This window comes from Arthrobacter sp. NEB 688 (genome assembly GCF_013201035.1).
Classification (GTDB): domain Bacteria; phylum Actinomycetota; class Actinomycetes; order Actinomycetales; family Dermatophilaceae; genus Phycicoccus.
Genome location: NZ_CP053707.1, coordinates 2,383,419 through 2,410,382, shown reverse-complemented (window position 1 = coordinate 2,410,382; position 26,964 = coordinate 2,383,419). Strand labels below are relative to the sequence as shown.

Below are 26,964 nucleotides of genomic sequence, written 5' to 3'. Positions count from 1 at the left end.
TTGCGTCGTCCCCGAAGTTACCGGTGGGACTGGCGAGAACCGAGGATTGCCGAGCCGACACGCAGGAGTGTCGCGCCCTCGGCGACCGCGTCCTCGAGGTCGCCGCTCATCCCCGCCGAGAGCCACGTCGCGTCGGGATGGTCCGCGCGGACCTGCTCGGCGAGCGAGCGCAGCCGGGCGAACGCCGGACGGGGCGCCTGCCCGAGCGGCGCCACGGCCATGAGGCCGCGCAGCCGCAGGTGCTCGAGGCCGCCGACGACGTCGGCCAGCTCCCGCACCTGCTCCGGGGCCGCTCCCCCGCGCTCCCCGGCGGCGTCGAGCCCGACCTGGACGAGGACGTCGAGGACGCGGCCCTCGCGCGCGGCCGCCCGGTCGAGGGCGCCGGCGAGCCTCGCCCGGTCGAGGGAGTGCACGACGTCGGCGTAGCGCGCGACCGACCCCGCCTTGTTGGACTGCAGCTGCCCGACGAAGTGGACGGTGAGGCGGTCGCGGTGGGCGAGCTCCCCGACCTTGGCCGAGGCCTCCTGGTCGCGGTTCTCGCCGATGTGGCGCACCCCGAGGTCGGTCAGCACGTCGACGTCCGAGGCGGGGAAGAACTTCGTCACCGCGACGAGGGTGACGGGGTCGGTGCGGCCTGCCGCGGCGAGGGCGGCGTCGACGCGCGCCCGGACGGCGGCCAGGCGCGCGGCGAGCTCCTCGCGCCGCTGCGGCGTGCTCATCGCGACCTCGCGACGACGCCGGCGAAGCGCCCGGTCGTGCCCGACCCGCGGTAGGAGTAGAGGTCCTCCCGCTCGCGGGTGCAGCCGGGCACCCACGTGACGGGGACGCCGAGGTCGCCCAGCTGGGCGACGACGCCGGCGGCGACGTCGAGCGCCGGGGTGCCCGTCCACGACACGGTCGCGCTGACGGGGACGACGCGGGCGGCGTCCTCGCGCATCGCGGCGGGGACCTCGTAGCAGCGGCCGCAGACCGAGGGCCCGACGACGGCGTCGAGGGAGACGGCCCCGAGGTCGCGCATCGCGGCGACGGCGGCGGGCACGACCCCGGCGAGCATCCCGGGGCGACCGGCGTGGACCGCGGCGACGACGCCCTCGGGGCTCGCGAGGAGGACGGGGACGCAGTCGGCGACGAGGACGGCGAGGGCGAGGTCGGGCGAGGTCGTGACGAGCGCGTCGCAGCGGGGGGCGACGTCGGGCACCGACTCGACGACCGCGACCTCGGCGCCGTGGCACTGGTCCATCCAGGCGAGCGGCCGACCGACCGCGCCGGCGAGCCGGCGCCGGTTCTCGCGGACGTCGGGCTCGGCGTCGCCGACGTGCAGCCCGAGGTTGAGGCCGGACCACGGTCCACGGCTCACCCCGCCCGGGCGGCCGGTCAGGGCGCGCCACGCCGCGGGGGCGGAGTCCTCCCAGAGGAGCACCCCGCCCCCGTCGGGCGTCGACGTCGTCACTACTTGAGGAAGTCCGGGACGTCGAGGTCGTCGTTCTCGTCGAACGTCACGGTGCGCGGCGGCTGCTGGCGCACCGGCTCGGCCGGGGTCGACTCGCGCTCGGTGCGGACCGGGGACTCGTCCTGCGCCGGCTGGGCGGGCGCGGGCGGCGCGACCGGCGCCGGCTGGTGCTGGACGGGGGCCGCGACCGGCGGGACGTGGACCGGCGCAGGCGGGGCCTGGACGGGAGCGGCCGCGGGCGCCGGTGCCGGTGCCGCCGCGGGGCGGCCCTGGATGGTCCCGAGCGCGCGGTCGTCGGCGCGGCGCACCGGGGCGCCGCCGTCGAACCCGGCGGCGATGACGGTGACCCGCACCTCGTCGCCGAGGGCGTCGTCGATGACCGCACCGAAGATGATGTTCGCCTCGGGGTGCGCGGCCTCCTGGACCAGGCGCGCGGCCTCGTTGATCTCGAAGAGGCCGAGGTCGCTGCCGCCCTGGATCGACAGGAGCACCCCGTGCGCGCCGTCGATGCTCGCCTCGAGCAGCGGGCTGGAGATCGCGAGCTCGGCGGCCTGGACGGCACGGTCCTCGCCGCGGGCCGAGCCGATGCCCATGAGCGCGGAGCCCGCCCCCTGCATGACCGACTTGACGTCGGCGAAGTCGAGGTTGATCAGGCCCGGCGTCGTGATGAGGTCGGTGATGCCCTGGACACCCGAGAGGAGCACCTGGTCGGCGCTGCGGAACGCGTCGAGCATCGAGACGCCGCGGTCGCTGATCGAGAGCAGGCGGTCGTTCGGGATGACGATGAGGGTGTCGACCTCCTCGCGCAGCGCGGCGATGCCGTTCTCGGCCTGGTTCGCCCGACGGCGACCCTCGAAGGTGAACGGGCGCGTCACGACACCGATCGTCAGGGCGCCGAGGCCCCGGGCGATCCGGGCGACGACGGGGGCGCCACCGGTGCCGGTGCCACCACCCTCGCCGGCGGTGACGAAGACCATGTCGGCCCCCTTGAGGACCTCCTCGATCTCCTCGGCGTGGTCCTCGGCGGCCTTCTTGCCGACCTCGGGATCGGCGCCGGCGCCGAGGCCCCGGGTCAGCTCGCGGCCGACGTCGAGCTTGACGTCGGCGTCGGACATCAGCAGGGCCTGCGCATCGGTGTTGACGGCGATGAACTCGACACCCTTGAGGCCGACCTCGATCATCCGGTTGATGGCGTTGACACCGCCTCCGCCGATGCCGACGACCTTGATGACGGCGAGGTAGTTCTGGGGTGCTGCCACGGGAATCGGCCTTCCACTTCAGGTCACAGGCGTGTGTGCGACCGGTCAAACCCTCGATCTGAGGTAGAGGGTTACAGTTCGGTCACGTTGTCGATGGGGGTGACGCTACGTCGCGCCGCCGGGGTCCTGCACCCTCCCGGTGGGCGTGTCGCGACATCGCGTCGGGCAAATCCTGTCACGCCTCTCAGACGCCGCCCCACCCGCCCCACCCGTCCCTGTGGACGCAGTGGCCTCAGCGGGTGACGGGGGTGTCCGGCGCGCTGACGTCGACCGTCCGCGCCGAGGTCGTGAGCAGCGCCCGCAGGACGCGGATCTTCAGCTCGGCCCCGTCCTCGCCGCCCCACACGACGGTCTTGCCGCGCAGCGTGAAGGTCACGAGGTCGGCGCTGCTCACGGTCACCGACCGCACGTCGTCGGCGAGGTCCTCCGGCAGGTCGCGCAGGAGGGCGAGCGCCGCCTGGAGGGCCTCGGGGGTCATCGCGCGCGACCCGGTGGCGGTGACGACGGGGACGCCCTTCGGGGCCTTGGACACCCGACCGAAGGTCACCCCCGTGGCGTCCACGACCTCCAGTCGACCTTGAGGGTTCTTGACGACGATGGAGGGCACCCGCGGCACGACGTCGACGACGAGGGTGCGCGGCCAGGACCGCCGCACCGAGACCTCGGCCACGGTGACCCGCTCGCGCACGGCCGTCTCGACGGCCGCGGTGTCGACGCGCACGAGCGGGGTGCCGGGGGCCACCCGGACGAGGTCCGAGACGGCCTGCGCCTCCTCCCCCGTCACGCCGACGACCTCGACGTCGTGGACGCCGAGCACGCCGGTCCAGCCGACGACCCAGCCGGTGCCGCCGACGAGGGCCAGCGCGAGCAGGAGCGAGAGGCCGCGCAGCCACGGGCGACGACGGCGGGCGAGCGCACGCTCGCGGAAGCGGGAGGCGGACGACTCGAGGCCGCGGGGCCCCGGACGACGGGTCGCGGTGTGGCTCATGCCTGCTCCTCCGTGCCGGCGCGCAGGGCGGCGAGCAGCGGGTCGCCGAGACGGGTGACGTCGCCGGCGCCCACCGTGAGGACGAGGTCGCCCGGCCCGGCGGCCGCGGCGAGCAGGGCCACCGCGCGCTCGGGCCCGACGCCGACGTCGACGCGGCGCACGCCCGGCAGGTCGACGAGGGGGTCGCCGATCAGGGCCGACGTGACCCCGGGCAGGGGGGCCTCGCGGGCGCCGTAGACGTCGAGGAGCACGACGTGGTCGGCGGGCGCGAGGGCCTGCGCGAACTCCCGGGCGAAGTCGCGGGTGCGGCTGTAGAGGTGGGGCTGGAAGACGACGAGCACCCGGCCGCGCCCGGCCCGGGCGACCACGCCGGCCGCCGTCCCGACGACGGCGGCGACCTTGGCCGGGTTGTGCGCGTAGTCGTCGACGACGGTCACTCCCCCGACCTCGCCGCGCACCTCGAACCGGCGCCGGGCCCCGGTGAAGCCCGCGAGCCCCTCGACGACGGCGTCGGCGTCGGCGCCGAGCCCGTCGACCGCGGCGGTGAGGGCGGCGACGGCGTCGAGGACGTTGTGCAGCCCGGGGACGCTCAGCGCGAGGGTCAGCTCGCGGCCGGCGTGCCGCACGAGCGACGTGGTCCCGAGCCCGTCGGCGGCCACCGAGAGCACGCGGACGTCGGCGTCGGCGTGCTCGCCGTAGGTGAGGACGCGGTGCCCCTGCCCCCGGTGCGCCAGCGCGAGCGCGAGGGCGCCGGGGTCGTCGTGGCAGGTCAGGAGCAGCCCGCCGTCGCGGACCGTCCCCGCGAAGACGCCGTAGGCCTCGGTGACGGCCTCGGCGGTGCCGTAGAAGTCGAGGTGGTCGGGCTGGACGCTCGTGACGACCGCGACCTCGGGGCGGTAGACGACGAAGCTGCCGTCGCTCTCGTCGGCCTCGACGACGAACGCGTCGCCGGCTCCGACCGCCGCGTTGGTGCCGAGCTGGGCGATCTCGCCGCCGCTGGCGTACGAGGGGTCGGCCCCGGCGTGCACGAGCGCGGCGGTGAGCATCGAGGTCGTCGTCGTCTTGCCGTTGGCGCCGGCGACCGCGACGACCCGGGTCCCGGCGGTGACGGCGGCCAGCGCCTGCGACCGGTGGAGCACCCGCAGGCCGCGCGCCCGTGCGGCGGCGAGCTCGGGGTTGTCCTCGCGGATCGCCGAGGAGACGACGACGGTGTCGACACCGTCGAGGTGCGCCGGGTCGTGGCCGACCCAGACGGTGGCCCCGGCCGCACGCAGGGCGTCGAGCACCGGCGAGTCCGCGGCGTCGGAGCCGCTGACCGTGACGCCCCGCTGGAGCAGCAGGCGCGCGACGGCCGACATCCCCGCGCCGCCGATGGCGACCAGGTGGACGACGCCGAGGTCGCCCCAGGCCGGGACGGCGGCCCCGAGGTCGAAGCGCTCGTTGGTGACGGGCACGCTCAGCGCCTCCCGGCGGCGCGGACGACGAGGTCGGCGAGCAGCTCGTCGCCGCCGCGCTCCCCCACCGACGCCGCGGCCGCGGCCATGGCGGCCACGCGGCCGGCGTCGGTGACGAGCGGGACGACGGTGGAGCGCACCCACGCCGGGTCGACGGCGGCGTCCTCGACGACGACGCCGCCCCCGGCCTCGACGACGTGCGCGGCGTTGAGCCGCTGCTCGCCGTTGCCGACCGGCAGCGGGACGTAGAGCGCGGGCAGCCCGACGGCGGTCAGCTCGCAGACGGTGTTGGCCCCCGCCCGGGCGACGACGAGGTCGGCCGCGGCGTAGGCGAGGTCCATCCGGTCGCAGTACGGCAGGACGACGTAGGGGGCGCCGGGGACGGGCCCGGGGTCGAACTCCTTGCCGGTGCCGGTGACGTGCAGCACCTGGACCCCGGCGGCGGACAGCTCGTGCACCGCGCCGGCGAAGGCGGCGTTGAGGCGCGCGGCGCCGAGGGAGCCACCGGTGACGAGGAGGGTCGGTGCGTCGGTGAGCCCGAACCGCTCCCGGGCCTCGGCGCGGTGGGCGGCGCGGTCGAGCGTCGCGATCTCGTGCCGCAGCGGCATCCCGGTGACGGTCGCCCCGGGCAGGGCCGTGCCGGGGAAGGTGACGCCCACCTCCGCGGCGATGCGCGCGCCGAGGCGGTTGGCCAGCCCCGGGCGCGCGTTCTGCTCGTGGACGACGACCGGCACCCGGCGGCGGCGGGCGGCGAGGTAGGCCGGCGAGGCCACGAAGCCCCCGAAGCCGACGACGACCTCGGCACCGGTCGACTCGATGGCCGCCTCGGCCGCGGCGACCGCGCGGCGCAGGTTGCCGGGCAGGCGAAGGACGGCCGCGCTCGGCCGCCGCGGGAACGGCACGCGCGGCACCTCGAGCATCGGGTAGCCGCGCTCGGGGACCAGCCGCGCCTCGAGGCCCTGCGCGGTGCCGAGGGCGGTGACCCGGACGTCGGGGTCGCGTCGGCGCAGGCAGTCGGCCAGGGCGAGGAGCGGGGAGACGTGGCCGGCCGTGCCGCCACCGGCGAGGAGGACCGAGCCGGGGACGCCGCTCACGAGCCGCTCCGGCGCCCGCGCACCGCGCCGGACACGACGGCCAGCGAGCGGCGCAGCGACGACGGCCGCGCCGAGAGCGCCTCGCGGCAGCCCGGCTCGTGGCGGGCGAAGGACAGGAGGATGCCGAGCGCCCCCATCGTCGTGATGAGCGAGGAGCCACCGGAGGAGACGAGCGGCAGCGGCACGCCGATGACCGGCAGGAGGCCGATGACGGCGCCGATGTTGACGAGCGCCTGGACGATGATCCACGTCATGACGCCGGCGGTGACGACGCGGACGAAGAAGTCCTCGGAGCGGCTGACGAGCCGGTAGCAGGCGAAGGCGAAGCCCGCGAAGAGCAGGAGCACCGCGAGGGTGCCGGGCAGGCCGAGCTCCTCGCCGATGATCGCGAAGATGAAGTCGTTGTGGGCCTCCGACAGCAGGCCCCACTTCTCTCGGCTCTGGCCGAGCCCGAGGCCGAGCCAGCCGCCGTCGGCGAGGGCGTAGCGGCCGTGGATGGACTGGCGCGCGACACCCCACTCGTCGGTGTCGCGGCCGAGCCAGACGTCGAAGCGGCCGAGCCGGTTGGGGCTCGTGAGGACGAACGCGACGACGGCCCCGAGGAACGGGACGCCGGCGATGACGAACCACTTGACCGGGATCCCCGCGGCGAAGAGCACGCCGGCGACGACGGCGCCGAGGATGAGGACGGTGCCGAGGTCGTGCCCGAGGGCGACCGTGCCGACGCCGAGCGCGGCGAGCGGGACGAGATAGGGCACGAGGACGTGCCCGAGCTCGCGCAGGTGCCGGCGCTTCTTGGCCAGGACCGCGCCACCGGCGAGGGCCAGACCGACCTTGATGGCCTCGGAGGGCTGGATGCTGATCGGGCCGATGAACACCCAGTTGCGGTTGCCCTGGAAGCCACCGCGCCCGAGCGGGGTGAAGACGAGCAGCTGCAGGGCGATGGCCGCGAGCAGCACCGGGACGGCGAGCCGGCGCCAGGTGCGGGACGGGATGCGCGAGGCGAGCGCGAGGGCGACCACGCCGATCGTCGCGTAGACGGCCTGCGTGGCGAAGATCGCGTAGGCGGAGCCGTCGGTGTCGAGGGCGGTGATGGCGCTGGCCGACAGGACCATGATGAGCCCGAAGACGACGAGGGCGCCGGTGAGGAAGAGGAGCAGGTAGTACGTGGTGACCGGCGAGTCGAAGCGGTCGACCCAGGCCTGCACGCGCGAGGTGCCGCGCGCGGTCTGCCGGGCCGGTGCGGTGGCGGACGACACGGGCTACCCCTCGCCGGTGAGCCGCCGCACCGCCGCAGTGAAGGCGTCGCCGCGCGCACCGTAGTTCGCGAACATGTCCATCGACGCCGCGGCCGGTGCGAGCAGCACGACGTCGCCCGGGTGGGCGAGGTCGAGGGCGTGCTCCACCACGGTGTCCATGGCTCCAGTGTCGGTTTGCGCCACGTCGACGACGGGGACATCCGGGGCGTGTCGGGCGAGCGCCTCGGAAATGGCCGAACGGTCACGCCCGATGAGGACGACACCGCGCAGCCGGCCGGCGACGGCGGCGACGAGGCCGTCGACGTCGGCGCCCTTGAGCAGCCCGCCGGCGACCCAGACGACGTGCTCGAACGCGGCCAGGCTCGCCTGCGCCGCATGCGGGTTCGTGGCCTTGGAGTCGTCGACCCAGCGCACGTCGCGGACGACGCCGAGGTCGGCGATGCGGTGCGGCTCGGGCACGAAGTCGCGCAGCCCCTGGCGCACGGCCGACGGCGGCACGCCGTGGGCCCGGGCCAGCGCGGCGGCGGCGAGGGCGTTGGCGACGAGGTGCGGCGCCGGCATCGGCGCGTCCGGGCCGGCTCGCAGGTCCTCCAGCGTCCCGAGCTCGGCGGCCGAGGTGCGGCGCTCCGCGACGAACGCGCGGTCGGCGAGCACGTCCTCGACGAGGCCGAGCTCGGACAGGCCGGGCGTCCCGAGGCGGAAGCCGACGGCGCGGCAGCCCTCCTGGACGTCGGCGTCCTCGACGAGGTGCATCGTCCGCTCGTCGTCGGCGTTGTAGACGCACGCGACCTCGGTGTTGGCGTAGACCTTGCCCTTGGCGGCGGCGTACTCCTCGAGGGAGCCGTGCCAGTCGACGTGGTCGGGCGCGATGTTGAGGCAGACCGAGGCCTCGGGGGCGATGGAGTCCGACCAGTGCAGCTGGAAGCTCGAGAGCTCGACGGCGATGGCGTCGTAGGGCTGCGGGTCCATGACGGCCTCGAGGATCGGCGTGCCGACGTTGCCGGCGCTGCACGCGCGCAGACCGGCGGCGCGCAGCATCGCGGTGAGCATCTGCACGGTCGTCGTCTTGCCGTTCGTGCCGGTCACCGTGAGCCACGGCGCGGCGCCCTCGCGCGGGCGCATCCGCCAGGCGAGCTCGACCTCGCCCCACACCGGGAGCCCCGCGGCGGCCGCGGCGGCGAGCAGCGGCTGGTCGGGGCGCCAGCCCGGCGAGGTGACGACGAGGTCGAGCGGCTCGGCGGGCAGCGTGGTGACGGCGTCCTCGCCGTAGGCCAGGGACGCCCCGAGGATGTCGAGGATGCGCGCGCGCTCCGACATCGCCGAGCCGTCGTCGGGCGCGTGGCCGTCGACGACGAGGACCTGCGCCCCGCGCTCCAGCAGCGCGTCGGCGGCCGCGAAGCCCGACACCCCGAGGCCCGCGACGAGCACGCGCAGCCCGGCCCAGTCGGCCTCGCGGTGGGTCAGCGCGTCCGTGCGGGCGGACCCGGTGCTCATCCGGCCCCCACGACCCACTCGGCGTAGAACAGCCCGAGCCCGAGCGCGACGAACAGGCCCGCGACGATCCAGAACCGGATGACGATCGTGACCTCCTGCCAGCCGAGGAGCTCGAAGTGGTGCTGCAGGGGGGCCATCTTGAACACCCGTTTACCCGTCGTCTTGAACGAGGCGACCTGGATGATGACCGAGAGGGTGATGGTGACGAAGAGGCCGCCGAGGACGACGACGAGCAGCTCGGTGCGGGTGAGGATGGCCAGCCCCGCGAGGCCGCCGCCGAGGGCGAGGGAGCCGGTGTCGCCCATGAAGATCTTGGCGGGCGCGGCGTTCCACCAGAGGAAGCCGAAGCACGCGCCCATCCCGCAGGCGGCGACGATCGCGAGGTCGTGCGGGTCGCGGACCTCGTAGCACTTGGTGCCGGGGTTCCACTGGCAGTTCTGGTTGAACTGCCAGATGCCGATGAGGACGTAGGACGCGAAGACCATGACCGAGGCGCCCGTGGCGAGGCCGTCGAGGCCGTCGGTGAGGTTCACCCCGTTGGAGGTGCCCGCGACGATGACGTTGGCCCAGATGACGAAGAGGATGACGCCGAGCACCGTGCCGGCGAAGGCGAGGTTGACCGGGGTGTCACGGACGAACGAGATGGCCGTCGAGGCCGGGGTGCGGAAGGAGCTGTTGGGGAACTGCAGCGCGAGCACCGCGAAGACCACCGCGACGAGGGTCTGGCCGGCGAGCTTCTGTCCTGAGCGCAGGCCGAGGCTGCGCTGCTTGCTGATCTTGATGTAGTCGTCGAGGAAGCCGACGAGGCCCATCCCCGCCATGAGGAAGAGCACGAGCAGGCCGCTGACCGAGGGCACCTGGCCGGTGACGAGGTGCGCGACGGCGTAGGCCGCGAGCGAGGACAGGACGATGACCGCGCCGCCCATCGTCGGCGTGCCGCGCTTGGTGTGGTGCGAGGTGGGCCCGTCGTCGCGGATGAACTGCCCGTAGCCCTTCTTCACGAGGAAGCGGATGAAGGTCGGCGTCCCGAAGAGGGCCAGCACGAGGGAGACCACGGCGGCGATGAGGACGGCCTTCACGGGTGCTGCTCCTGGGGGGTCGCGAGCGAGTCTCCGAGCAACCGTAGCCCGGCGTCGCGGCTCGACTTGAACAGGGCCACGTCGCCCGCGCGCAGCTCGGCGCGCAGCAGCGCCTCGGCCTCGGCGGCGTCGGCGACGGTCCGCACGCGGGTGCTGCCGCCGGCCGCGGTGGCGCCCTCGGCGAGCGGCGCGGCGGCCGCCCCGACGACGAGCAGCTCGTCGACGTCGTGGGCGACGGCGTCGGCGCCGACCTCGGCGTGGAGGGCGTCGGACTCGGGACCGAGCTCGAGCATCGTGCCGAGCACGGCCCAGGTGCGCCGGCCCTCCCCCATCCGCCGCAGCGCCTCGAGGGCGGCGTGCATCGAGTCGGGGTTGGCGTTGTAGGCGTCGTTGACGAGGGTGACGCCGTCGGGGCGCTCGGTCACCTCCATCCTCCAGCGGCTGACCGGCCGGGCCGCGCCGAGGGCGGCGACGACGTCGGGCAGGGCGAGGCCGAGCTCGAGGGCGACGGCGAGGACGGACAGGGCGTTGCCGACGTGGTGGCGCCCGACGAGGCCGAGGGCGACCTCGGCGGTGCCGGCGGGGGTGTGCACGGTGAAGGACGGCCGGCCCCCGGCGTCGAGGACGACGTCGGTGGCGCGCACGTGCGCGTCGTCGGCCTCGCCGACGAGGACGACCCGGGCCCCGGTGACCGACGCCATGGCCCGCACGGCAGGGTCGTCGGCGTTGAGGACGGCCACGCCGTCGGCGGGCACGGCCGCGGGCAGCTCGGACTTGGCGCGCGCGATGGCCTCGCGGGAGCCGAACTCGCCGACGTGCGCGGTGCCGACGTTGAGGACGACGCCGATGCGCGGCGGGGCCATCCGGGCGAGGTAGGCGATGTGCCCGACCCCGCGGGCCCCCATCTCGACGACGAGGAAGCGGGTGTCGGGGGCGACGCGGCAGACGGTCAGCGGCACGCCGACCTCGGAGTTGTACGAGCCGACGGGCGCGACCGTCGGGCCGGCCGTCGCGAGGACGCTGCCGAGCAGGTCCTTGGTGCTCGTCTTGCCCGAGCTGCCCGTGATGCCGACGACGGCGAGGTGCGGGGAGCGGTCGACGACGGCGCGGGCCAGGGCGGCGAAGGCCTCCTGCGTGTCGTCGACGACGACGCACGGCAGGCCCTCGAGCGGCCGGGTGGTCAGCGCGGCGACGCAGCCGGCGGCGAGCGCGGCCGGCGCGAAGTCGTGGCCGTCGGCGTGCTCGCCGACCCGCGCGACGTACAGACCGCCGGGGGCGGCCTCGCGCGAGTCGGTGACGACCGGGCCGTCGACGAGGAGCGTCACCGCGTCGGCCTCGGTGACCCCGGCGAGCCGCCCGGTGGTCAGCGCGACGACCTCGGCGAGGGGGATCGGGATCACGGCGCCACCACCGGTGCGGCCAGGCGCAGCGCCTCGCGCAGCTCGTCGCGGTCGTCGAAGGGGTGGACCTCTCCCCCGACGTCCTGGCCGGTCTCGTGACCCTTGCCGACGACGGCCACGGTCGCGGCCCCGCCCTCGGCGGCGACGGCGGCGACGGCCTCGCGGATGGCCCGCCGGCGGTCCCCGACCTCGACGACGCGGACCTCGCGCCCCTGCCCGCGCACGGCCTCGACGCCCTCGAGCACCGCGGCGCGGATCGCCGCCGGGTCCTCCGAGCGCGGGTTGTCGTCGGTGACGACGACGAGGTCGGCGGCCTGCGCGGCGGCGGCGCCCATCGCGTGGCGCTTGTCGCGGTCGCGGTCGCCGCCGGCGCCGGTGACGCAGACGAGGGTCCCCGGGGTCGTCGGGCGCAGGGCCCGCAGCGCGGCGGCGATGGCGTCGGGGGTGTGGGCGTAGTCGACGACCGCGCGCGGCAGGTCGGCGGCGCCGTCGAGGGAGACGCGCTCCATCCGGCCGGGCACGTGGGGGTCGGCGAGGACGGCCTCGCCGGCGCGCTCGGGGGCCTCGCCCGCGAGGACGAGGGCGGCCGCGGCCATCGCCGTGTTGGTCACGTTGAAGTCGCCGGGCAGTGCGGAGCGCAGGGCGAGGTCGACGCCGTCGGGGCCGGTGAGCCGGAAGGACGCCGGGTCGCCCGCGTCGGGGTGGACGGTCCAGTCGGCGCCGGAGCCGGTCGCCAGCGACTGGGCGGGCACGCCCGCCTCGGCGAGCAGCCGTGCGCCCCAGGCGTCGTCGACGCAGACGAGCGCGCGACGCGAGCGCTCGGGGGTGAAAAGCGACGCCTTGGCGGCGAAGTAGTCGTCCATGTCGTGGTGGAAGTCGAGGTGGTCCTGGCTGAGGTTGGTGAAGAGCGCCACGTCGTAGACGACGCCGTCGACCCGGTGCTGGGCGAGGGCATGGCTGCTCACCTCCATGACGCAGGTGTCGAGGCCGCGCTCGGCCATCACCGCGAGGAGGGCGTGGAGGTCGGGCGCCTCCGGGGTGGTGCGGACGCTGCCGACCCGCTCGTCGCCGATGCGCGTCTCGACCGTGCCGATGAGCCCGACCTCGTGCCCGAGCGCGGTGAGCGCCGAGTGCACGAGGTACGCGGTCGTCGTCTTGCCGTTGGTGCCGGTGATGCCGACGAGGCGCAGCGCCAGGTCCTCGGTGCCGTAGGCCCGGGCCGCGAGGGTGCCGAGGACGGCGCGCGGCTCGGGCACGAGCACGACCGGGAGGTCGACGCCCGCCGCGGCCAGCCGCTCGCGCCCCGCGTCGTCGGTGAGGACGGCGACCGCGCCCGCCGCGGCGACCTGCGGGCCGAAGTCGGCGCCGTGGGCGCGCGAGCCGGGCAGGGCCGCGTAGAGGTCCCCCGGCCGCACGGCGCGCGAGTCGAGGGTGACCCCCGTGACGACGGGGTCGGAGGTGGGCGCCGGCGCACCGACGAGGGTGGCGAGCTCGTGGAGCGGGGTACGGCGCGGCGAGGACGGCCGGGGGGAAAGCATCCGGACGACCCTACCGCTTCGGCTGGGACTTGCCGTCACGCAGCACGTCGGGGTCCGACAGCGCCTCCTTCGGGTCCACCTCGAGGGTCAGGTGCTGCGCCTTGCGGCCCGTCGGGGGGATCTTCAGCTCCTGGAGGGCGTAGGTCATGACGTCCTTGAAGACCGGCCCCGCGACGTAGCCGCCGAAGAAGGGGTAGGTCGGCTTCTGGACGATGACGGCGACGACGACCTGCGGGTCGTCGGCCGGCGCGTAGCCGATGAAGCTCGCGGTCTTGCCGCGGTACTTGCCGACCTTGTCGTCGTAGAACTCGGCGGTGCCCGTCTTCCCGGCGATCCGGTAGCCCGGGATGGTCGCCTCCTCGGCGGTGCCGTCGGGGCTGACGACGCCCTCGAGCATCTTGCTCACGTCGTCCGCCGTCTTCTGCGAGACGACCCGCGTGCCCTTGGCGTCCGGCATCGTCGTCGTCGTGCCGTCCGCCTCGGTCACGCTGTCGACGAGGCGCGGCGCGACGCGCACCCCGCCGTTGGCGATGGTCTGGAACACCGACGCGGCCTGGATGGCGGTCACCGAGATGCCCTGGCCGAAGGCGACGGTCGCGCGCTGCGTGCCGCTCCACGTCGAGGACTTCGGCAGGAGGCCGGCGGACTCGCCGGGGTACCCGACGCCCGAGCGCGAGCCCAGGCCGAACTTGTGGAAGTAGCGCTCCAGCGTCGACGGCTTGAGCGTCTCGGACACGAGGATCGTCCCGATGTTGCTCGACTCCGCCAGGGTGCCCGCGACCGTCCGGTACTGCGTCGGGTGCTCGTGGGAGTCCTTGAAGCGCTGGTCGAAGCGGGGCAGACGGTTGGGGATGACGACCGGCGTCGACGGCGTGACCGTCTTCTCCTCGAGGGCCGCGGCCATCGTCATGATCTTCGCGGTCGAGCCGGGCTCGAAGACGTCCGAGAACGCCTTGTTGTCCAGCTGCGCGCCCTTCTTGCCCACGTCGGTGTCGGGGTCGAACGTCGGGTAGGACGCGACGCTCAGGAGGTCGCCGCTGCGCGCGTCCATGATGACGACGGTGCCGGCGGTGGCCTTGGTCTCCTTGATCCGCTGCGCGAGGGCGTTCTGCGCGTACCACTGGAGGGAGGAGTTGACGGTCAGGTGCACGTCGCGGCCGTCGACGGCCGGGGTGGTGCTCGACGCGGCGGCCGGGATGGCGGTGCCGTCGCGGCCCTGCTCGTAGGTCGTCTTGCCGGGGGTGCCCTCGAGGTCCTTGTCGACCATGAGCTCGACGCCACCGCCGGGGGTGCCGTCGTCGGTGACGTAGCCGACGAGCGCGGCGGTCGTCGTGCCCTGCGGGTAGGTGCGCTCGGAGCGGGTCTCGCGGCGGTCGCGCAGGATCCCGGGGATGCCGAGCTGGGAGATCTTGTTCCAGCTGAGCGGGCTGACGTCCTTGCTGAGGATGCGGTAGCGGCTCGTGCCGGTCAGCTGCGTCACGAGCTCGCTCACCGGCGTGCCGAGGAGCGGCGCGAGCTGCTCGGCCGCGCGCTGGACCGCCTCCCCCGCCGTCGCGGGGTCGCAGACGTTCTTCTTCGTGCCGTAGGTGCACACGACGGTCTGGTCGACGGTGACGACCTCCCGGACGACGCTCGAGGCGAGGACGGTGCCGTCGGAGGCGAGGATCTGCCCGCGCATCGCGGGGATGATCTGCGCGGTGACGCGCTTGCTCTCGGCCTCGGCCGCGACCGCGCGGGCGTCCAGGCCCTGGATGCGCACGAGCTGGGCGCCGAAGACCGACAGGACGAAGATCGTCGCGACCGTGAGGGCCCGCATCCGCCGGCGCGTGCTCGGGCCCGGGTCGGGCGTCGTGCGGCGGGTCGGGGGACGTCGCCCTCCCCCGCCGGAGACGCCGGAGGGACGGCGGGGCGCCGGTCGGGGCTTCTCACCCTGGCGGGGCGCGGGTCGCGCGCCCTGGCGCGGCGCGGGGCGGGAGCCCTGGCGGGCCGCCGGCCGGGCGGGCGCGCGGCGGGGCCGGGCGGCGGGCGGAGGGGTCTTCGGCGGAGTCACGAGAGGCGGGTCCTCGCGGGTCGTCAGCGGCTGGTGGGGGTCGAGGACGCCGAGGGCCGGGCGCCCGAGGACGACTCGGTCACCACGCTAAACGTCTCGTCCTTGGTCGCCTTCCGCGCCACGCCGACGACCTTGCCGTCGCTCAGGCGCAGGAAGGCCGGCGACTCGGCGGGCACCATCCCGAGCGAGCGGGCCTCGCGGGCGAGCGGCCCCGGGCCCGACACCGCGTCGAGCGCGTGGCGCAGGTCGTCCTGGTTGTCGGCGAGCGCGTCGGAGCGCTGCTGGAGGTCGCGCATCGTGAACGAGCCCTTGGCCATCGCCGTGTTGAGGAGGAGCACGCCGACGAACCCCGCGACGACGAGGGAGATGCACGCCGCGAGGAAGACACCGCTGCCGGCCGCGACCGGAGGCGCCACGACCCGCAGTCGCCGCGGGGCCGGCGCGCTCGCCCGCCGAGGGACCGGGCGGACCTGGGTGCGGGCCGTTGCCTGCTGGCTCATGCGGGGGCTCCGTTCGGGGAGAGGCGTTCTGCGGCCCGGAGGCGGACCGAGGCGGATCGGGGGTTGGACTGCAGCTCGGCGTCGGAGGCGGTCTCCGCGCCCCGGGTCAGCAGGCGCAGGTAGGCGGCGTGCTCGGGCAGCTCGACGGGCATCCCGGCGGGGGTGCGGCTGCGCGCGCCCTCCGCGAAGGCCTGCTTCGTGATGCGGTCCTCGAGCGAGTGGTAGGACTCGACGACGATCCGGCCGCCGGGGGCGAGCACCCCGATGCCGGCGCGGACCGCCCGCTCCCACACCTCGAGCTCGGCGTTGACCTCGATGCGCAGCGCCTGGAAGGTGCGCTTGGCCGGGTGGCCGCCGGTGCGCTGCGAGGCCGCCGGCACCGCGGCCCGCAGGACCTCGACGAGCCGGGCGGAGGTCGTGAAGGGCTCCTTCTCGCGCTCGCGCAGGATCGCCGAGGCGATCCGGCCGGCGAAGCGCTCCTCGCCGTAGGTCTTGAGGACCCGCGCGAGGTCGCCGTGGCCGTAGGTGTTGAGGACGTCGGCGGCGGTCATCCCCCGCGTCTGGTCCATCCGCATGTCCAGCGGCGCGTCGTGCCGGTAGGCGAAGCCGCGGTCGGCCTCGTCGAGCTGGAAGGAGGAGACGCCGAGGTCGAAGAGCAGCCCGTCGGCGGCGCCGTCGGCGTGCTCGGCGAGGACCTCCGCGACGTCGTCGTAGACGGCGTGCACGGCGGTGAAGCGGTCGCCGAAGGGCGCGAGCCGCTCGGTGGCCAGGGCGATGGCCTCGGGGTCGCGGTCGAGGCCGACGACCCGGGCCTGCGGGCAGCGGGTGAGGATCGCCTCGGTGTGCCCGCCCATGCCGAGCGTGGCGTCGACGCAGACCGCGCCCGGGCGCCGGAGCGCGGGCTCGAGGAGGTCGACGCAGCGCTCGAGGAGCACGGGGACGTGGCGGGCGCCGGCGTCGCCTCGGCTGCTGGTCATCTCACTCCTTCGCGGGTCTCGCTGGGCGGGGCGGGTCGTGGTGCGCGTCGACCCGGCGGCTGGTCCCCATCCGATCCGCGCCCGGCGCGGGGGAAGTCGCGTCGGGTGTCGGGTCGGCTGGAGGCCGGCGGTCGGGTCGGGCTGCGGGTGGGGGGTGCGTGGTCGGTCGGGGGTCGCGGTGGTCTCTACAGGCCCGGGACGACCTCCTCGGTGCCGGCGGAGTAGTCGGAGTAGGCGGGCATGACGGCCTCGAGGTAGGCCTCCCAGCGGGAGGTGTCCCAGACCTCGAGGCGGGAGCCGTTGCCGATGACCGTGCAGTCCTTGTCGAGCCCGGCGTAGGTGCGCAGGGCGGCCGGGACGGTGACGCGGCCCTGCTTGTCCGGGGTGTCGGGGTGGGCGCTGGCGCGGAAGACGCGGATGAAGTCGCGCACACCCTTGGCCGAGCCGGAGACCGACTGCATCTCCTGCGAGATCCGGTGGAACTCGCTCGTCGGGAAGACGTAGAGGCAACCCTCCTGGCCGCGGGTCACGACGAGGCCGTCGGCGAGGGCGCCGCGGAAGCGGGCCGGGAGGAAGAGCCGGCCCTTCTCGTCGAGCTTGGGCGTGTGGGTACCGAGGAACTCGTCCACCACGCCACCTCCTCGACCCGACGGGGGCTCCCTCTCCCTCCGTGTTCCTCCACTTTACTCCACCAATGCTCCACCTGGGCGGTCATTCGGGCCGTCCGAACGGCCGATCTTCATAAAGTCACAGGTCAGAGGCGGTGGAGCGAAGTGGGGAAGATTCCGCAACCGGAGCGTGAGCACGGTCGGACCGGCGGTGTCCTCCCCCTCGGGAGCCCGCCGAGCCGCACGGTGGGGGGCGGTGGAGGCCTGCCGGTGGAGGGCGGTGGGGAGGCCGGGTGGAGGACGGTGGGGACGAGACGGCCGGGCACCCGGCGTGCGCGAACCCGTCCCCCGGCGCCCGCCCTGTTGCACGATGAGGGCACCACCGGCGGCCCTCGGTCGTTGGACGCACTCAGCAGGAGCCGACGAGAGGACCACCGGCGTGAGCGACGTCGAGCACGACCCCCACCCGAGCACCGAGGCGAGCGCCCGGGGCGCCTCCCTCGACCAGGTGCTCCAGGTATCCAGCCGGCTCGCCGGCGCCATGAACTCGGTCATCGAGGGCAAGCAGGCCGTCGTGCGCACCGCCGTCACGGTGCTGCTCGCGGAGGGCCACCTGCTCGTCGAGGACGTGCCGGGCGTCGGCAAGACGCTCCTGGCCAAGACCCTGGCCCGCTGCATCGACGCCCCGGTGCGCCGCGTGCAGTTCACCCCCGACCTGCTGCCGAGCGACATCACCGGCGTCTCGGTCTACAACCAGGACGTCCGCGACTTCGAGTTCCGGCCCGGCGCGATCTTCGCCAACGTCGTCGTCGGCGACGAGATCAACCGCGCCTCCCCCAAGACGCAGTCGGCGCTGCTGGAGTCGATGGAGGAGGGCCAGGTCACCGTCGACGGCACGACGTACACGCTGCCGCGCCCCTTCATCGTCATGGCGACGCAGAACCCGATCGAGATGGAGGGCACCTACCCGCTCCCCGAGGCGCAGCGCGACCGCTTCATGGCGCGCATCTCGATGGGCTACCCGTCGCCCCGCTCCGAGCTCGAGATGCTCGACCTGCACGGGTCCGGCTCGCCGCTGGACGCGCTGCGCCCGGTCACCGACGCCGCGACGGTCCAGGCGATGGTCGAGGCCGTGCGGCAGGTGCACGCCTCCCCCGCCGTCAAGCAGTACATCGTCGACCTCGTCGGGGCCACCCGCTCCTCGAGCGCGCTGCGGCTCGGCGCCTCCCCGCGCGCCACGCTGCACCTGCTGCGGGCCTCCCGCGCGCACGCCGCCCTCGCCGGCCGCGACCACGTCCTGCCCGACGACGTCCAGCAGGTCACGGTGCCCGTGCTCGCCCACCGCCTCATCCCCACCGGCGAGACCCAGATGGCCCGCCGCTCCACCGCCGACGTCCTCACCGACCTCCTCCAGCGGGTGCGCGTGCCCGCCCCCACCCGCTGACCGTGGACCTCCTGCGGCGCACCCTCACCACCCGGGGAGCCTCCTTCCTCGGGTGCGGCATCGTGCTCGTGGCCGCCGGCGTGCTGCTCGGCCAGCACGACGTGACGCGCATCGGCGTGCTGCTCCTCGCGCTGACCGCCGGCTCGCTCGTCCTCGTGCGGCGCCACGGGCTGCGGCTCGACGTCAGCCGCACGGTCGAGCCCGCCCGCGTCTCCATCGACCAGCGCTCGGTCGTCACGCTGCGCGTGCGCAACCTCGAGGCCTCCCCCACCCCGGTGCTCATGGCCGAGGAGGGCATCGACTACGCGCTCGGCGACCGGCCGCGCTTCGTCGTCGCCGCGATGCGCGGCGGCACGACCCAGGAGGTCCAGTACAGCGTCCGGTCGCACACCCGCGGCGTGCACCACCTCGGCCCGCTGCGGGTGCGGGTGCGCGACCCCTTCGGCCTCACCCTGCGCACCGCCGCCGTCAGCGGCCACGCCGAGGTCGTCGTGCTCCCCCGCGTGCTGCCCCTGAGCGCCGGGCGCTCGCTCGGGCGCGGCATCGGCAGCGAGGGCTCGATCCCCCACATGGTCGCCCTGCACGGTGAGGACGACCAGACCATCCGCGAGTACCGCGACGGTGACGACCTGCGGCGGATCCACTGGCCCGCGACCGCCCGGACCGGCGAGCTGATGGTCCGTCAGGAGGACCGTCCGGCCAAGCGGCGCGCGGTGCTCCTCCTGGACTCCCGCGCCGTGGGGCACGGCGGATCCGGTCGCTCGGGGTCCCTCGAGTGGGCGGTCACGCTCACCGCGTCCGTCCTCGTCCACCTCGTCGACGGCGCCCACGCCGTCCACCTGCTGACCTCCGACACCGGCGACGACACCGGGGTCCGCCACGACGACTCCGTCGACGGCGGTCTCGACGCGCTCGCCCGCGTCGAGCCGGGGCCCGAGGACGCGACGCGCGCGCTGCTGCACGCGGCGAGCGGCCTCACCGGGCAGGGCGGGCTCGTCGTCTACGTCGGGGGTCCGCTCTCGGACGACGACGCCCACACCCTCGCGGCGCTGCGCCAGCCCGGCTCGACCGGTGTCGCCCTCGTCGTCGACCCGACCCGCTTCGGCCGCTCCCCCGGCGGCGAGCACCCCGAGGGCGCCGCGGCCGCGACGGTCGCCACCCTCCGGGCCTCCGGCTGGCTCTGCGCGCCCGCGGACGCCGGGACGGGGCCCGCCGAGGCCTGGAGCGGCGTCGTCTCGAGCACCCTGGCTGGGGCCCGATGACCCGCGCCAAGCCGCTCGAGACCCTCCTCGTCGCCCTGACGGCGATGGCGGTGACGCTGCCCCTCACCGACCTCTTCGCCCCGGCCGGCGCCTGGCTGCGCCCGAGCCTCGTCGTCGTCGCCCTCGTCGCGCTGGCCGGCGCGGGCCTGCGGGCCCTCACCACGGTCCGGCCGCTCGTCGTCGCCGGGCAGGTGCTCGTGCTCACCGAAGCGGTCGCCCTCCTGCACGGGCAGGGCCACCTGTGGCGCGGCGTCGTCCCCACCCCCGAGACCGGCACGGCCCTCGGCCTGCTCCTCGACCAGGCCTACGGCACCGTCACCGCCTACTCGGCCCCCGCGCCCTCCGACCGCGGCGTGGTGCTCGCCATCGGCCTCCTCGTCGGCCTCGCCGCGCTCGTGACCGACGCGATCGCCGTCACCTACCGCAACCCGGCGCTGGCCGGCATCCCGCTGCTCGCCGCCTTCCTCGCCGCGGCGACCAACACCTACACCGGTCTCGCCGCCTGGTACGTCCTGCCGCCGGCCGTCCTCTGGCTGGCGCTCGTCGGGCGCCAGGGGGTGCGGACCCTGCGGGCCTGGGGCGGGCTGGCCGCCGAGGGGCACCGCGACGCCGACCCGGGGGGCTCCTTCGCCACGACCGGGCGGGTCGTCGGCGCCCTCGCCCTCGCGGCCGCCGTCGTCGTGCCGGCGCTCGTGCCGCACCTGCCGACGACGTTCATCGCCGACGGCCTCGCGCGCGGCGACGGGGGCGGCAACGGCGGCGCGGTGCGGCTCTCGACGAGCATCGACATCGCCCGCGACCTCGCGGACCGCTCGACCGACCCGGTCATCACCTACCGGACCTCGGCCGACGAGCCCGAGCCGCTGCGGGTCGGCCTGCTCGACACCTACCGCCGCGGGCGCTGGGTCGCCACCGACGACCCCGCCTACGTCCCGCCGGACGGGCAGCTGCCGGGCTCGGCCGCCGCCCCCGACGTCAAGCGGACGACCGAGCGCATCGAAGTGCTCTCCTCCTCCGTCGCTCCCCCGCAGGTGGCGCTGCCGGCCAACCCGCTCGGCGCCCCCTTCGCCCCGGGCACGTGGCAGGTCACCGGCGGCGGCGTCGTCGAGGTCACCCAGGCCGTGCCCGAGTACACGGTCGAGTACACGAAGCTCGCGCCGGAGCCGGAGCAGTTCGGCGCGACCGTCCCGGACGCCGCGCCGAACCCCGAGGACCTCGTCGTCGACCCGCGGGCGCAGTCCCGGGTGCGCGAGGTGCTCGCGCAGGTGACCGACGAGGGCGACAGCCCCCTCGAGGTCGCGACCGGCATCCAGGACTACCTGCGCGGCCCGGACTTCACCTACTCCGAGGACCTCGCCGACGACGCCGCCGAGGGCGCGGCCGCCGAGGAGCCGCTCGTGCGCTTCCTGGAGACCAAGCGCGGCTACTGCGTCCAGTTCTCGAGCGCGATGATCATGATGGCCCGCGAGAGCGGCATCCCCGCCCGGATGGCCGTCGGCTTCCTGCCCGGCGCCCCGGACGGCGGCGAGCGGGTCGTGCGCGTCAACGACGCCCACGCCTGGCCCGAGCTGTGGTTCCCCGAGCTCGGCTGGGTGCGCTTCGAGCCGACCCCCGGCGTGCGCAGCGGCCTGCCCCCGACGTGGACGCGCGACCGGACCGACGCGACGAGCAGCGCGGCGCCCTCCGCCTCGGCCAGCGCCTCGAGCAGCCCGTCCGCCTCGGCCGGCCCATCGCGCGACGTCACCGCCGAGGACCCCCAGGACACCGGCACCACCGGCTCGACGACCGGACCGCTCGACCTCCTGAGCCGCCACCTCACGAGCGTCCTCGTCGTCCTCGGCCTGCTCCTCGCCGCCGCCCTCCTGCCGCTGGGGGCGTGGTGGTCGCGACGGCGGGCCCGCGCACGCGCCCGCGACGACGCCGAGCGGGTCGAGGCCGAGTGGCAGTCGCTGCTCCTGCGCCTCGGCGACGTCGGCCTCGTGCCGACGGACGGCGCCACCCCGCGCCAGGCCAGCGGCCAGCTGGGCCGCGCCGCGTACCTGACCCCGGAGGAGGACGCCGCCCTCGACCGGGTCGTCGACGCCCTCGAGCGGGCGCGCTACGCCCGGCCCGGCGCGCAGCTGCCCGACGTCACCGCGGACGCGCGCACCGTCTGGCGCGCGGCCGTCGGTCGGCGCCGGCGCGGCGACCGGCTGCGGGCGCTGCTCCTGCCCGCCGAGGGCCGTCGCCAGTGGGCGTCGCTCCTGCGCCTGCCGGGGCGCCGCCGCGACGACGCGCTCGCGTCCGAGCGCGAGGACGAGCGCACCCCGGTCGGCTGAGGCCGGCCCGGGCCCCCTCCCCCGCGCACGACGGCGGGGCCGCCTCCCGGGTGGGAGGCGGCCCCGTCGTCGGTGGTGCGCAGGACCTCAGTCGAGGTAGTCGCGCAGCGCTTGGCTGCGGCTCGGGTGGCGCAGCTTGCTCATCGTCTTGGACTCGATCTGGCGGATCCGCTCGCGGGTGACGCCGTAGACCTTGCCGATCTCGTCGAGGGTCTTCGGCTGGCCGTCGGTCAGGCCGAAGCGCATCGAGACGACGCCCGCCTCCCGCTCGGAGAGGGTGTCGAGGACGCTGTGCAGCTGCTCCTGGAGGAGGGTGAAGCTCACGGCGTCGGCCGGGACGACCGCCTCGGAGTCCTCGATGAGGTCACCGAACTCGCTGTCGCCGTCCTCGCCGAGCGGGGTGTGCAGCGAGATGGGCTCGCGACCGTACTTCTGGACCTCGACGACCTTCTCGGGCGTCATGTCCAGCTCCTTGGCCAGCTCCTCCGGGGTGGGCTCGCGCCCGAGGTCCTGGAGCATCTGGCGCTGGACGCGGGCCAGCTTGTTGATGACCTCGACCATGTGCACCGGGATGCGGATGGTGCGCGCCTGGTCGGCCATCGCGCGGGTGATCGCCTGGCGGATCCACCACGTCGCGTAGGTCGAGAACTTGTAGCCCTTGGTGTAGTCGAACTTCTCGACCGCACGGATGAGGCCGAGGTTGCCCTCCTGGATGAGGTCGAGGAAGAGCATCCCGCGACCGGTGTAGCGCTTGGCGAGGCTGACGACGAGGCGCAGGTTGGCCTCGAGGAGGTGGTTCTTGGCCTTCTTGCCGTCCTGGGCGATCCACCAGAGCTCGCGCTTGAGCTTCATGTCGATCTTCGCGCCGGAGTTCAGCTGCTCCTCGGCGAACAGGCCGGCCTCGATGCGCTTGGCGAGCTCGACCTCCTGCTCGGCGTTGAGGAGGGCGACCTTGCCGATCTGCTTGAGGTAGTCCTTGACCGGGTCGGCCGTGGCGCCGGCGGTGACGACCTGCTGCGCCGGGGCGTCCTCGTCGTCGTTGGTCATGACGAAGCCGGCGTCCTCGGTCTCGCCCTCGGGCTTCTTCGCCGCGGTGTCGCCGCTCTCCTCGTCCTCGGCTGCGAGGTCCTCCTCGAGGTCGACGGCGGCGTCCTCCGCCGGGGCCGCGGTCTTGGCGGCCGTCTTCTTCGCGGGGGCGGCCTTCTTCGCGGGGCCCGCGGCCGCAGCGGTGGCGGCCTTGCGGGTCGTCGTGGCGGCGGCGGTCTTCTTGGCGGCGGCCTCGGACGGGGCGGCCTTCTTCGCCGCGGGCTTCGCGGCGGCCTTCTTCGTCGTCGCGGTCGTCGCCTTCTTGGCGGTGCGGGTCGCGGCCGCGGCGACACCGGCGGTGTCGTCGTGGCGGACCTCGATGCCCTGGTCGCCGAGCGCGCGCAGGACGACCCGGCCGCGGGCCGGGGTCACGTCGGCGGCGCGCATCGCCTCGGCGACCTGCGTTCCGCTCACCGACCCGTTGGTCCGCCCCGCACGCACGAGGTTCTGGAGGGCCTCGTGGGAGAACTCAGGGGGGAGGGTGCTCGGTTCGGAGGGCTTCGAGGACACAGGCGACACCGACTACCTTTCGTCGCGGAGAACCGCGGGACCGGGACGCGAAGGTCGCGGTGCTGCGGTGGTGAGGGTCCGGGGAGTGGCGCTCCGGCTGATCGGTTCGACCCCATCCGGCCCGGTGCGCTCTACCATTATAACTTTGCCGGGCGCGAACCCCCACATCCACCCGTGCCGCGAGGGCACGAGCCAGCGTCGCAGCCGCCCTGGGGGCGCTGCGGCACAGCGGAACCGGGTGGGTCAGCCCTTGACGGCGAGCACTGCGCACGGCGCGTCGAGCAGGATGCGCTGCGCGTTGGAGCCGAGGATCAGCTTGCCGACGGGCGTGCGCCGGCGCAGGCCGATGACGATGAGGTCGGCGTCGGTCTCGTTCGCGACGGCGATGAGGTCCTCCGCGGGCTCGTTGCCCCGGACGAGCTGACGCACCTCCATCTCGGCGCCGGCGGCCTTCATCTCGTCGGTGGCGCGGCGCAGCTCCTCCTCCGCGGAGCGCGCGGTCTCGTCGTCGAGGCCCCCCCGGTGGGAGTTGATGACGACGAGTCGGCTCCCCCGGCCCTTCGCCTCCTCGACCGCGCGAGCCAGAGCGGCCCGCCCCTCCTTCGTCGGGACGAAGCCAACGACGATCGTCACGATGTCCTCCTCGGCGCTGCTGCGGTCAGTCAGTCGACCGTACCGCAGGCCGCGTCGGGTTCCGTGCCAAGCACGGCGCGGATGAGCGCCCCGACCTGCGCGACCTCGGTGAGGAACCCGTCGTGCCCCGCCTCGGACTCGATGGTGCTCGAGCCGGTGCCCGGACGGGCCCGGACGATCTCGTCGGACAGCCGCACGGGGTAGAGGCGGTCGGTACTGACGCCGGCGACGTGGAGCAGTCCCGGGTAGGCGCGCAGCGCGGCGGCCACCCCGCCACGACCCCGGCCCACGTCGTGGCTGTTCATCGCCTCGGACAGGACGACGTAGCTGTTGGCGTCGAAGCGGCGTGCGAGCTTGGTCGCGTGGTGGTCGAGGTAGCTCTCGACGTCGTAGCGCCCGCCCCCGCCGAGCGGGTCCTCCCCCGCCCGCGGGCGCCGGCCGAAGCGGGCGTCGAGCTCGCTCTCGTGGCGGTAGGTCGTGTGCGCGATGCGCCGGGCGATGCCGAGCCCGGTGACCGGCGAGCGGCCGGTGTCGTAGTAGTCGCCGTCCTGGTAGTCCGGGTCGTGGCGGATCGCGAGCAGCTGCGGCTGGCACCAGGCCACCTGGTCGGCGGTGGACGCGGCGGTCGAGGCGAGGACGAGCGCCCGCCGCACCCGGGTCGGCGCGGAGGCCGCCCACTCCAGGGCCCGCATCCCGCCCATCGACCCGCCGAGCACGAGCGCCCAGGCGTCGATGCCGAGGTGGTCGGCGAGCGCCACCTCGGCGGCGACCTGGTCGCGGATCGTGACGAACGGGAAGCGCCCGCCCCACGGCCGTCCGTCCGGCGCGGCCGACGACGGACCGGTGCTCCCCTGGCACCCCCCGACGACGTTGGCCGCGACGACGAACCAGCGGTCGGTGTCGAGCGGGGCCCCGGGCCCGACGAGCCCGGGCCACCAGCCCTCCGTCGGGTGCCCGGGCCCGGCCGGCCCGACGACGTGGCTGTCACCGGTCAGGGCGTGCTCGACGAGCACGGCGTTGTCGCCGCTCGGCGAGAGGGTGCCCCACGTCTCGTACGCGAGGGTCACCCCCGGCAGGACGCCCCCGCGCTCGAGCGGGAGGTCGCCGACCGACGCGAAGCGGCGGTCGCCGACGGGGTCGCCGGGACGCCAGACGGCTCCGGTCGACCGGGTCGGGGTGGCGGTCATCGATGGGGCTCCTCGGCACTCGCGCTTGCCGCGGGGGCTGGACCGCGGCCGGGTCATCACCCGGGGCACCCCACCGCGTGGAGGGTTGCCGCCCAGCAAACCGGGGTTTGGCGCTGGGACTCATGACCTGCCCCGATGGTACCGGGTACCGGCGTCCGCCACCGGCGCTCGTCCGCTCCTCGAACGGTCCGGCCCGACCCCTCGTCGTCACCCGCTCGTCCCGCTCGTCCCGCTCGTTTCCCTCGTCCTCGCTCATCCGGCACGCCCCAGCCGCTGCACGCCGGGCACCGGCCGGCCGGGGCGCAGCCCGTGCTCGACGACCCGGCCGAGCAGCTGCGCGAGGCGGTAGCCCGGCTCGACCCGCAGCGCCCGCTCGAGGGCGGCCCGCGCCACGGCGCCGTCCCCGACCTGCCACGCCAGCTGCGCCGCCGTCGTGCACACCGCGGCGACGTCGTCCGGCCGGTCGTCGGGGACCGACCGGGCGAGCGCCAGGAGGCGCTCGAGCAGCGCGTGGCGGCCCTCGGCCCCCCGCCCCGGGTGCCGCCACGACCCCATGCCGGCCCACCGCGGCACGTGCCGCTCGAGCAGCGCGACCACCACCGCGTCCAGCTCCGAGCGCGGCACCACCCCGGGCGCGACCCAGGCGATGAGGGCGTCGCGCAGCGCGATGTCGCGCAGCCCCTCGACCGCCCGGGCGAGCACCTCGGGGGGCGCCTCGGGCCGCCCCCGCTCCCCGGCGACCGGGGGCGCCAGCACGGCCGCCCAGGCCCGCACGGCCTCCCGCCGGACGCGGGTGCTGCCGCGGCGGGAGCGACGGTCGCCGGCCGGCAGCGACAGCCACGCCCCCACCTCGGTGGCCCGCCCGGCCTCGGGCTCGACGAGCCCGTCGACCGCCGCGCGGTCCGGCAGCGGGGCGTGCCCGAGGGCGACGAGCTCGGCGACGGCCGGCACGGCCTCCGACGCGGGCACCGGGACGCCCTCCGGCGGGCAGCACGTGCGCTCGCACACCGGGGAGTAGCGCCGCCCGGCCCGGACGACCGACACCTCCAGCACCTCGGCGCCGTGCGACTCGACGGCCTCGAGCAGCGCGAGGAGGAGGGGGTCGGCCTCGTGCGCCTCGTCCTCGTAGCCGACGAGGAGGACCGGGCCGTCCACCTCGCGGCGCAGCGGCCCCATGACCGCCTCGACCGTGTCCGGCACGTGGTCCGGCGGTGGGAGGTCGACGCGCGCGACGAAGTGCACGCGGCGCGCGCGGTCGAGGGCGACCACGACGACGCTGCGCGCCGGGTGGTAGCCGAGCTGGTAGGGCAGGACGGCGAGGAGCTCGTCGGGCCCGTGGACGGTCGTGGCATCGCTCATGCGGCCACGCTGCCC

General features: G+C 75.3%; 22 protein-coding genes and 1 riboswitch. Of the genes, 3 read left to right on the top strand and 19 right to left on the bottom strand.

Annotation, left to right across the window (positions count from 1 at the left end):
• Window positions 1–17: 17 nt before the first annotated feature.
• The 15 genes from HL663_RS11300 to mraZ all read right to left on the bottom strand — a co-directional run bounded on the left by HL663_RS11300 (window position 18) and on the right by mraZ (window position 17,171).
• Window positions 18–719 carry a YggS family pyridoxal phosphate-dependent enzyme gene (locus tag HL663_RS11300; protein WP_173028475.1) on the bottom strand — a complete coding sequence of 234 codons (702 nt, stop codon included), beginning with the start codon at window positions 717–719 and terminating at the stop codon, window positions 18–20.
• The gene (locus HL663_RS11295; RefSeq protein WP_173030132.1) at window positions 716–1,420 is read right to left on the bottom strand and encodes a purine nucleoside phosphorylase YfiH/LACC1 family protein; all 705 of its coding nucleotides are present in this window, start codon (window positions 1,418–1,420) and stop codon (window positions 716–718) included. Before HL663_RS11295 ends, HL663_RS11300 begins: the two co-directional genes overlap by 4 nt.
• Window positions 1,421–1,449: 29 nt before the next feature.
• Window positions 1,450–2,709 carry a cell division protein FtsZ gene (gene ftsZ / locus HL663_RS11290; RefSeq protein WP_173028474.1) on the bottom strand — a complete coding sequence of 420 codons (1,260 nt, stop codon included), beginning with the start codon at window positions 2,707–2,709 and terminating at the stop codon, window positions 1,450–1,452.
• Window positions 2,710–2,941: 232 nt separating this feature from the next.
• Window positions 2,942–3,697 (bottom strand): cell division protein FtsQ/DivIB, encoded by a 756-nt coding sequence (locus tag HL663_RS11285; RefSeq protein ID WP_173028473.1) that lies wholly within the window; start codon window positions 3,695–3,697, stop codon window positions 2,942–2,944.
• Window positions 3,694–5,151: a UDP-N-acetylmuramate--L-alanine ligase gene (gene murC, locus HL663_RS11280; RefSeq protein ID WP_173028472.1), complete on the bottom strand. Its 1,458-nt coding sequence runs from the start codon at window positions 5,149–5,151 to the stop codon at window positions 3,694–3,696. Before murC ends, HL663_RS11285 begins: the two co-directional genes overlap by 4 nt.
• 2 nt (window positions 5,152–5,153) lie before the next feature.
• Window positions 5,154–6,245, bottom strand: coding sequence for an undecaprenyldiphospho-muramoylpentapeptide beta-N-acetylglucosaminyltransferase (murG, locus tag HL663_RS11275; protein WP_173028471.1), 1,092 nt, complete (start codon window positions 6,243–6,245; stop codon window positions 5,154–5,156).
• Window positions 6,242–7,504, bottom strand: a complete 1,263-nt coding sequence (gene ftsW, locus HL663_RS11270; protein ID WP_173028470.1) for a putative lipid II flippase FtsW — start codon at window positions 7,502–7,504, stop codon at window positions 6,242–6,244. Before ftsW ends, murG begins: the two co-directional genes overlap by 4 nt.
• A gap of 3 nt (window positions 7,505–7,507) precedes the next feature.
• The gene (gene murD / locus HL663_RS11265; RefSeq protein WP_173028469.1) at window positions 7,508–8,998 is read right to left on the bottom strand and encodes a UDP-N-acetylmuramoyl-L-alanine--D-glutamate ligase; all 1,491 of its coding nucleotides are present in this window, start codon (window positions 8,996–8,998) and stop codon (window positions 7,508–7,510) included.
• A complete protein-coding gene (gene mraY / locus HL663_RS11260) occupies window positions 8,995–10,077 on the bottom strand; it encodes a phospho-N-acetylmuramoyl-pentapeptide-transferase (protein WP_173028468.1) in 1,083 nt (360 codons plus the stop codon). Before mraY ends, murD begins: the two co-directional genes overlap by 4 nt.
• Window positions 10,074–11,477: a UDP-N-acetylmuramoyl-tripeptide--D-alanyl-D-alanine ligase gene (locus HL663_RS11255; RefSeq protein ID WP_173028467.1), complete on the bottom strand. Its 1,404-nt coding sequence runs from the start codon at window positions 11,475–11,477 to the stop codon at window positions 10,074–10,076. Before HL663_RS11255 ends, mraY begins: the two co-directional genes overlap by 4 nt.
• Entirely contained in the window at window positions 11,474–13,015 is a 1,542-nt protein-coding gene (locus tag HL663_RS11250) for a UDP-N-acetylmuramoyl-L-alanyl-D-glutamate--2,6-diaminopimelate ligase (RefSeq protein WP_173028466.1), read from the bottom strand. Before HL663_RS11250 ends, HL663_RS11255 begins: the two co-directional genes overlap by 4 nt.
• 10 nt (window positions 13,016–13,025) lie before the next feature.
• Window positions 13,026–14,831: a peptidoglycan D,D-transpeptidase FtsI family protein gene (locus tag HL663_RS11245; RefSeq protein ID WP_173028465.1), complete on the bottom strand. Its 1,806-nt coding sequence runs from the start codon at window positions 14,829–14,831 to the stop codon at window positions 13,026–13,028.
• A 257-nt stretch (window positions 14,832–15,088) separates the two neighbouring features.
• Entirely contained in the window at window positions 15,089–15,565 is a 477-nt protein-coding gene (gene ftsL / locus HL663_RS11240) for a cell division protein FtsL (RefSeq protein ID WP_173028464.1), read from the bottom strand.
• The gene (rsmH, locus tag HL663_RS11235) at window positions 15,562–16,542 is read right to left on the bottom strand and encodes a 16S rRNA (cytosine(1402)-N(4))-methyltransferase RsmH (protein WP_173028463.1); all 981 of its coding nucleotides are present in this window, start codon (window positions 16,540–16,542) and stop codon (window positions 15,562–15,564) included. Before rsmH ends, ftsL begins: the two co-directional genes overlap by 4 nt.
• A 185-nt stretch (window positions 16,543–16,727) precedes the next feature.
• The gene (mraZ, locus tag HL663_RS11230) at window positions 16,728–17,171 is read right to left on the bottom strand and encodes a division/cell wall cluster transcriptional repressor MraZ (protein ID WP_286175562.1); all 444 of its coding nucleotides are present in this window, start codon (window positions 17,169–17,171) and stop codon (window positions 16,728–16,730) included.
• A gap of 418 nt (window positions 17,172–17,589) precedes the next feature.
• On the opposite strand from mraZ, the gene HL663_RS11225 reads away from it, so the two are divergent.
• From HL663_RS11225 to HL663_RS11215, 3 genes are read left to right on the top strand one after another with little or no spacing between them, the layout of a single operon-like run.
• Window positions 17,590–18,594 (top strand): AAA family ATPase, encoded by a 1,005-nt coding sequence (locus HL663_RS11225; protein ID WP_286175560.1) that lies wholly within the window; start codon window positions 17,590–17,592, stop codon window positions 18,592–18,594.
• Window positions 18,595–18,596: 2 nt separating this feature from the next.
• The gene (locus HL663_RS11220) at window positions 18,597–19,856 is read left to right on the top strand and encodes a DUF58 domain-containing protein (RefSeq protein WP_173028460.1); all 1,260 of its coding nucleotides are present in this window, start codon (window positions 18,597–18,599) and stop codon (window positions 19,854–19,856) included.
• Entirely contained in the window at window positions 19,853–22,174 is a 2,322-nt protein-coding gene (locus HL663_RS11215; RefSeq protein WP_173028459.1) for a transglutaminase TgpA family protein, read from the top strand. The genes HL663_RS11220 and HL663_RS11215 overlap by 4 nt, the downstream gene beginning before the upstream one ends.
• Window positions 22,175–22,261: 87 nt before the next feature.
• Here HL663_RS11215 and HL663_RS11210 read toward each other — a convergent pair whose 3' ends face one another.
• The 4 genes from HL663_RS11210 to HL663_RS11195 form a co-directional block, all read right to left on the bottom strand.
• A complete protein-coding gene (locus HL663_RS11210; RefSeq protein WP_173028458.1) occupies window positions 22,262–23,770 on the bottom strand; it encodes an RNA polymerase sigma factor in 1,509 nt (502 codons plus the stop codon).
• Window positions 23,771–24,013: 243 nt separating this feature from the next.
• Entirely contained in the window at window positions 24,014–24,403 is a 390-nt protein-coding gene (locus HL663_RS11205) for a universal stress protein (RefSeq protein WP_173028457.1), read from the bottom strand.
• A gap of 29 nt (window positions 24,404–24,432) precedes the next feature.
• Window positions 24,433–25,590, bottom strand: a complete 1,158-nt coding sequence (metX, locus tag HL663_RS11200) for a homoserine O-acetyltransferase MetX (RefSeq protein WP_173028456.1) — start codon at window positions 25,588–25,590, stop codon at window positions 24,433–24,435.
• A gap of 16 nt (window positions 25,591–25,606) precedes the next feature.
• Window positions 25,607–25,718: riboswitch (SAM riboswitch) on the bottom strand.
• 124 nt (window positions 25,719–25,842) lie between these two features.
• Window positions 25,843–26,949 (bottom strand): DUF4192 domain-containing protein, encoded by a 1,107-nt coding sequence (locus HL663_RS11195; RefSeq protein ID WP_173028455.1) that lies wholly within the window; start codon window positions 26,947–26,949, stop codon window positions 25,843–25,845.
• Window positions 26,950–26,964: the final 15 nt, after the last annotated feature.

Excerpts from the sequence above, each read along its gene's own strand:
- HL663_RS11300 (WP_173028475.1), bottom strand. The coding sequence starts at position 719 with ATGAGCACGCCGCAGCGGCGCGAGGAGCTCGCCGCGCGCCTGGCCGCC.
- HL663_RS11285 (WP_173028473.1), bottom strand. The coding sequence starts at position 3,697 with ATGAGCCACACCGCGACCCGTCGTCCGGGGCCCCGCGGCCTCGAGTCG.
- murD (WP_173028469.1), bottom strand. The coding sequence starts at position 8,998 with ATGAGCACCGGGTCCGCCCGCACGGACGCGCTGACCCACCGCGAGGCC.
- HL663_RS11250 (WP_173028466.1), bottom strand. The coding sequence starts at position 13,015 with ATGCTTTCCCCCCGGCCGTCCTCGCCGCGCCGTACCCCGCTCCACGAG.
- HL663_RS11245 (WP_173028465.1), bottom strand. The coding sequence starts at position 14,831 with ATGCGGGCCCTCACGGTCGCGACGATCTTCGTCCTGTCGGTCTTCGGC.
- ftsL (WP_173028464.1), bottom strand. The coding sequence starts at position 15,565 with ATGAGCCAGCAGGCAACGGCCCGCACCCAGGTCCGCCCGGTCCCTCGG.
- rsmH (WP_173028463.1), bottom strand. The coding sequence starts at position 16,542 with ATGACCAGCAGCCGAGGCGACGCCGGCGCCCGCCACGTCCCCGTGCTC.
- HL663_RS11215 (WP_173028459.1), top strand. The coding sequence starts at position 19,853 with ATGACCCGCGCCAAGCCGCTCGAGACCCTCCTCGTCGCCCTGACGGCG.
- metX (WP_173028456.1), bottom strand. The coding sequence starts at position 25,590 with ATGACCGCCACCCCGACCCGGTCGACCGGAGCCGTCTGGCGTCCCGGC.
- HL663_RS11195 (WP_173028455.1), bottom strand. The coding sequence starts at position 26,949 with ATGAGCGATGCCACGACCGTCCACGGGCCCGACGAGCTCCTCGCCGTC.